This window comes from Pseudooceanicola lipolyticus, assembly GCF_002786325.1.
Classification (GTDB): domain Bacteria; phylum Pseudomonadota; class Alphaproteobacteria; order Rhodobacterales; family Rhodobacteraceae; genus Pseudooceanicola_C; species Pseudooceanicola_C lipolyticus.
In genome coordinates this window covers 1-6,027 of record NZ_PGTB01000195.1, presented here as the reverse complement: position 1 = coordinate 6,027, position 6,027 = coordinate 1, and the positions used below count along the sequence as shown (strand labels likewise).

4 protein-coding genes and 1 pseudogene are annotated in these 6,027 nt (G+C 64.9%); 4 read left to right on the top strand and 1 reads right to left on the bottom strand.

Annotation, left to right across the window (positions count from 1 at the left end):
* Positions 1-207: pseudogene (locus CVM52_RS27120) on the top strand (peptidoglycan-binding protein); the annotation flags it as partial.
* Between the two features lie 93 nt (positions 208-300).
* On the opposite strand, the gene ileS reads toward CVM52_RS27120, so the two are convergent.
* Positions 301-3,273, bottom strand: coding sequence for an isoleucine--tRNA ligase (ileS, locus tag CVM52_RS22775; protein WP_100164656.1), 2,973 nt, complete (start codon positions 3,271-3,273; stop codon positions 301-303).
* Positions 3,274-3,573: 300 nt separating this feature from the next.
* Between ileS and gatB the strand changes: the two genes are divergently transcribed.
* From gatB to CVM52_RS27810, 3 genes are all read left to right on the top strand, one after another.
* Positions 3,574-5,088: an Asp-tRNA(Asn)/Glu-tRNA(Gln) amidotransferase subunit GatB gene (gatB, locus tag CVM52_RS22770; RefSeq protein ID WP_100164655.1), complete on the top strand. Its 1,515-nt coding sequence runs from the start codon at positions 3,574-3,576 to the stop codon at positions 5,086-5,088.
* A 19-nt stretch (positions 5,089-5,107) separates the two neighbouring features.
* Complete coding sequence (locus tag CVM52_RS22765; RefSeq protein WP_100164654.1) at positions 5,108-5,587, top strand: thioesterase family protein; 480 nt, start codon at positions 5,108-5,110, stop codon at positions 5,585-5,587.
* Between the two features lie 73 nt (positions 5,588-5,660).
* Positions 5,661-6,027: DUF4177 domain-containing protein (locus tag CVM52_RS27810; RefSeq protein WP_240621042.1), on the top strand; the 367-nt coding region annotated here is incomplete at its 3' end.

Below are 6,027 nucleotides of genomic sequence, written 5' to 3'. Positions count from 1 at the left end.
GTGTTGGGGATGCTGCTGCCGCCGCCCTCGGGCGGCCGCCAGTTGCCGGAGAATGTCAGCCTGGCCGCCGATGCGACGGCGCTGCGCAGCGTGCTGGCGCGGGCCGGTCTGACCCCGGCGGAAAGCACCGAGCGCGGCGCGATCAGCCCCGACGAGATGAACCGCCTCGCCGACGGGATGACCGTGCTGGTCAGCTGCTGGGACTGAGCCTGTCCCGGCCGGGACAGGCGCTCAACCCATCGTAAACATTAAGGTTAGCGGAAACAAATCCGGGGGCGCATCCGCCCCCGGCAGCAGGCCCTAGGCCAGCGCGCTGTCGCAGCGGGCGCAGACACCTTCATGTGCATGTGTGCCGACGTCCGGCAGGATCTTCCAGCAGCGCATGCACTTGCTGCCCTCGGCCTTTTCGAACACCACGCCGATGCCCTCCACCTCGGGCAGGCGGAACGCCTCGGAGGGGCTGGGATCGCCGGTCAGCGCGATATGCGAGGTGATGCAGATATCGTCGAAATTCACCGATTTCAGCGCCTTCAGAAGCGCCGCATCCTCGACATGCACCACCGGCGCCGCCTCCAGCGAGGCCCCGATCACCTTGTCGCTGCGCTGCACTTCCAGCGCCGCGGTCACCACCCGGCGGGCGCGGCGGATGCCGGCCCATTTCTGCGCCAGATCGGCATCGCGCCAGGCGGCCGGTGTTTCGGGGATGTCGACCAGGTGCACCGAGCTGTCCTCGCCCGGGAAGCGTTCCAGCCAGACCTCTTCCATGGTGAAGACCAGGATCGGCGCCAGCCAGGTGGTTAGCCGGTGGAACAGCAGGTCCAGCACCGTGCGCGCCGCGCGCCGGCGCGGCGTGTCGCCGTCGCAATAAAGCGCGTCCTTGCGGATATCGAAATAGAAGGCCGACAGGTCGACGGTGGCAAAGTTGAACACCGCCGCGAAGACGCCCTGGAAATCGAAGGCGGCATAGCCCTGGCGCACCACCTCGTCCAGCTCGGCCAGGCGGTGCAGGATCCAGCGCTCCAGTTCGGGCATCTCGGCCGGGTCGATCCGGTCGGCTTCGGAAAAATCGCCCAGCGAGCCCAGCATGAAACGCATAGTGTTGCGCAGGCGGCGATAGCTGTCGGCGACACCTTTCAGGATCTCGGGGCCGATGCGCTGATCGGCGGTGTAATCCACCTGCGCCACCCACAGCCGCAGGATATCGGCGCCGTATTGCTTGACCACTTCCTCGGGCAGGATGGTGTTGCCGAGCGATTTGGACATCTTGTTGCCCTTCTCGTCCAGCGTGAAACCATGGGTCACCACGTTGCGATACGGCGCGCGGCCCAGGGTGCCGCAGGCCTGCAACATCGAGGAATGGAACCAGCCGCGATGCTGGTCGGTGCCCTCCATATAGACATCGGCGATGCCGTCCGGGGTGCCATCGGCGCGGTCGCGCAGCACGAAGGCATGGGTGGAGCCGGAATCGAACCACACGTCCAGAATGTCGAAGACCTGCTCATAGTCCTCGGGCGCGTAATCGCCGCCCAGGAACCGGGCTTTCGCGCCGTCCTGATACCAGGCATCGGCGCCTTCGGCCTCGAACGCCTCGAGGATGCGCGCATTGACCTTGGGATCGCGCAGCAGGAAATCCGCATCGCCGGGCAATGCGCCCTTCTTCACGAAACAGGTCAGCGGCACGCCCCAGGCGCGCTGGCGGCTCAGCACCCAGTCGGGCCGCGCCTCGATCATCGAATAGAGCCGGTTGCGCCCGGTTTTCGGCGTCCATTTCACCAGTTGGTCGATCGAGTTCAGCGCGCGTTCGCGGATGGTGGTCCCATGGGTGTCCTGACCGTCGCCGACGGCGCGGTCGATGGCGGCAAACCATTGCGGCGTGTTGCGGTAGATCACCGGCGCTTTTGAGCGCCAGGAATGCGGGTAGGAATGTTTGATCTTGCCGCGCGCTAAAAGGCCGCCGACCTCGATCAGCTTGTCGATCACCGCCTTGTTGGCATTGCCCTCCTTGCCGTTGGGCTTGAGGATCGCGGTGCCGCCGAAAAACGGCAGATCGGCGCGGAAGCTGCCGTCTTCCAGCACGTTATAGGTGATGACCTGTTCCAGCATTCCGAGATCGCGGTAGAGCTCGAACTCTTCCATCCCGTGGCTGGGCGCACAATGCACGAAGCCGGTGCCTTCCTCGTCGGTGACGAAATCGGCGGCGCGGAAATCGCGCGGCGCGTCCCATTCGCCGTTGGCCCCTTCGGCGCCGGCCAGCGGGTGGGTCAGGCGCAGGGTCGACAATTCCTGCGTGGTGACATCGCGCAGGCGGCGATACATGCCGTCGTCCAGCCGCGCCCGGCCCAGAACGTCGGCGGCCAGCTTGTCGGCCAGGATATAGCGGTCACCGATCCGCGCCCAGCATTCCTCGGGCCGGCCGGTCACCTCGTAGAGGCCATAGGAGATGTCCTCGCCAAACACGACCGCCTTGTTCGACGGCATGGTCCAGGGCGTGGTGGTCCAGATCACCACGAAGGCGCCTTTCAGATCCTTGGCCAGCAGCGCCTGGTTGGCGGTGTCGAAATCGCCGCCCTCGCGGCCCTCCGGCATCTCGGCGGCGCCGCCCTCGATCACCCGGAACTTGACCCAGACGGTAAAGCTTTCCTTGTCGTGATATTCGACCTCGGCCTCGGCCAGGGCGGTCTGTTCCACCGGCGACCACATCACCGGTTTCGAGCCCTGGTACAGCGTGCCGTTCATCAGGAATTTCATGAATTCCCCGGCAATCACCGCCTCGGCATGGAAATCCATCGTCAGGTAGGGATCGGCCCAGTTGCCGGTCACGCCCAGGCGCTGGAATTCCTGGCGCTGGATATCCACCCAGCCCTCGGCGAATTTGCGGCATTCCTGGCGAAAATCGATCACCGGCACCGCGTCCTTGTCCTGCCCCTTGGCGCGGTACTGTTCCTCGATCTTCCATTCGATCGGCAGCCCGTGGCAATCCCAGCCGGGCACATAGCGCGCGTCGAACCCCATCATCTGGTGGCTGCGCACGATCATGTCCTTGATCGTCTTGTTCAGCGCGTGGCCGATATGCAGGTGCCCGTTGGCATAGGGCGGCCCGTCATGCAGGATGAAGCTCTGCCGTCCCGGTTTCTCGCGCAGCCGGTCATAGACCCCGATCCGCTCCCAGCGGGCCAGCCAGTCGGGCTCGCGCTTGGGCAGGCCGGCGCGCATCGGGAAATCGGTTTTAGGAAGGTTCAGGGTGTCTTTGTAATCGGGGCTGTCCGCGCACATGTCGGCGTCCTTCGGATACGGGAATTGCGGGCTGGGTCTAATCGGGTCGGTGCCGGGTCACAACACCTTTGTCCGGCGTCTGAAGGGTTCAGACCGCCGGGCCGGTAATTCGGATCGGTATGACGCGCAGAACGGGCATGGCTCGGCTTATATCGCCGTGACCGCGCAGGGTAAAGCGCCGCTTGCGAGGTGTTTTCCGCGGCAAAGGCCCGGCGCCGCGCACCTTGGCACCGCCGCCTCTTGCCCCGCTGACGGTGCTGGCCTAGAACCGGGAGCGCAACGCGACAAGAGGCCGACAACATGCTGGATCTGACCTACGAGGCACCCAAGCCAAAGATCATCGCCGGAGCCAAACACGATTGGGAACTGGTGATCGGCATGGAGGTGCATGCGCAGGTCAGCTCGAAGGCAAAACTGTTTTCCGGCGCCTCGACCGAGTTCGGCGCCGAGCCGAATTCCAACGTCGCCTTCGTGGATGCGGCGATGCCCGGCATGTTGCCGGTGATCAACGAGTTCTGCGTCGCGCAGGCGGTGCGCACCGGGCTGGGTCTGAAGGCGCAGATCAACCTGAACTCGGCCTTCGACCGCAAGAATTACTTCTATCCCGACCTGCCGCAGGGCTATCAGATTTCCCAGCTGTATCATCCGATTGTCGGTGAGGGCGAGGTTCTGGTCGAGATGGGCGCCGGGATCGCCCGCCTGGTGCGGATCGAGCGCATTCACCTGGAACAGGATGCCGGCAAGTCGATCCACGACATGGATCCCAACATGTCTTTTGTCGATCTCAACCGCACCGGCGTGGCGCTGATGGAGATCGTCAGCCGCCCGGATATTCGCGGCCCCGAGGAGGCGGCGGCCTATATCGCCAAGCTGCGCCAGATCCTGCGCTATCTCGGCACCTGCGACGGCAACATGCAGAACGGCAACCTGCGCGCCGATGTCAACGTGTCGATCTGCCGGCCGGGCGCCTATGAGAAATACCAGGAAACGCAGGATTTCTCGCATCTGGGCACCCGCTGCGAGATCAAGAACATGAACTCGATGCGTTTCATCCAGGCCGCCATCGACTACGAGGCAAAGCGCCAGATCGCCATCGTCGAAGCCGGCGGCGAGATCGAGCAGGAAACCCGCCTCTACGACCCCGACAAGGGCGAGACCCGGTCGATGCGGTCGAAGGAAGAGGCGCATGACTACCGCTATTTCCCCGATCCCGACCTGCTGCCGCTGGAGATCGAGCAGGGCTGGGTCGACGACATCGCCGCAAGCCTGCCGGAGCTGCCCGACCAGAAAAAGGCCCGGTTCATGGCCGATTACGGCCTGTCGGATTACGATGCCGACGTGCTGACCGCCGAACATGAAAATGCCGCCTATTTCGAGGAGGTGGCCAATGCCTCGGACGGCAAGCTGGCCGCCAACTGGGTGATCAACGACCTGTTCGGCCGGCTGAAGAAGGATGGCGACAAGGGCATCGGCGACAGCCCGGTCAGCCCGGCGCAGCTGGGCGGGATCATCAACTTGATCCAGAAGGGTGACATTTCCGGCAAGATCGCCAAGGACCTGTTCGAGATCGTCTATGCCGAGGGCGGCGACCCCAGCCAGATCGTCGCCGAACGCGGCATGAAGCAGGTCACCGATACCGGCGCCATCGAGGCGGCGGTGGACGAGGTGATCGCCGCCAATCCCGGCCAGGTGGACAAGGCCAAGCAGAACCCCAAGCTTGCCGGCTGGTTCGTCGGCCAGGTGATGAAGGCAACCGGTGGCAAGGCCAATCCCAAGGCGGTGAACGAGATCGTGACCGCCAAGCTGGGCCTGTAAGCCGCCGAGAGGATCCGTGATGACGCAGCTGTTCCGGTCATCCCCGATGCAAGTCGAAGCCGACTGGATCGACTATAACGGCCATCTGAACATGGCCTTCTACTCGGTGCTGTTCGACCGCGGCATCGACCAGCTGTGGGAGGCATTCGGCCTGGGCCCGGATTACCGCGAGGCCCGCGGCATGACCACCTATACCGCCGAGTTCCACATCCGCTATCTGCGCGAGCTGCACGAGGGCGACGCGGCAATCGCCACCTGCCAGATCCTCGATTACGACGCCAAGCGCATCCATACCTATCAGGAACTGTTCCATGCCGATGGCTGGCTGGCGGCCACGGGGGAATCGCTGTTCCTGTCGATCGACCAGTCCGGCCCGCGGGTGGCCCCCTTCCCCGAGGACGTCGCCGCGCGCATTGCCGCGATGGGGCGCGATCACGCCGCCCTGCCCCGCCCCGAGGCGGCGGGCGGCGCCATCGCGATCCGGCGCAAGACCGCCTGAGACGGGCATTGCCCTTTTCTGCGCCTGCAAAGCTGCTAGATTGCCCCCGGATTCCTGACTGAAAAGGCCCTTTATGCCCCGCTACGAATACAAGGTGGTTCCCGCCCCGGCCAAGGGCCAGAAGGCCAAGGGGGTGAAAACCCCGCAGGACCGGTTCGCCCATTCTATCGAAACGACGCTGAACATCCTGGCGGCCGAGGGCTGGGAATATCTGCGCGCCGACATGCTGCCCAGCGAAGAGCGCAGCGGGCTGACCGGCACCACCACGAACTGGCGCAACGTGCTGGTGTTCCGCCGCGAGGTCGGCGGCGACGAGGCGGCCGTGGTTTCGGATGGCGGCGCGGCCGAGATCTCGCAAAGCGGCTTTCCACCGCTGGGCGGCAGCGGTCGCAGTTTTACCGCTGGCGCGCCGACGCGCCCGCTGGGCAGCGCCAATGCCG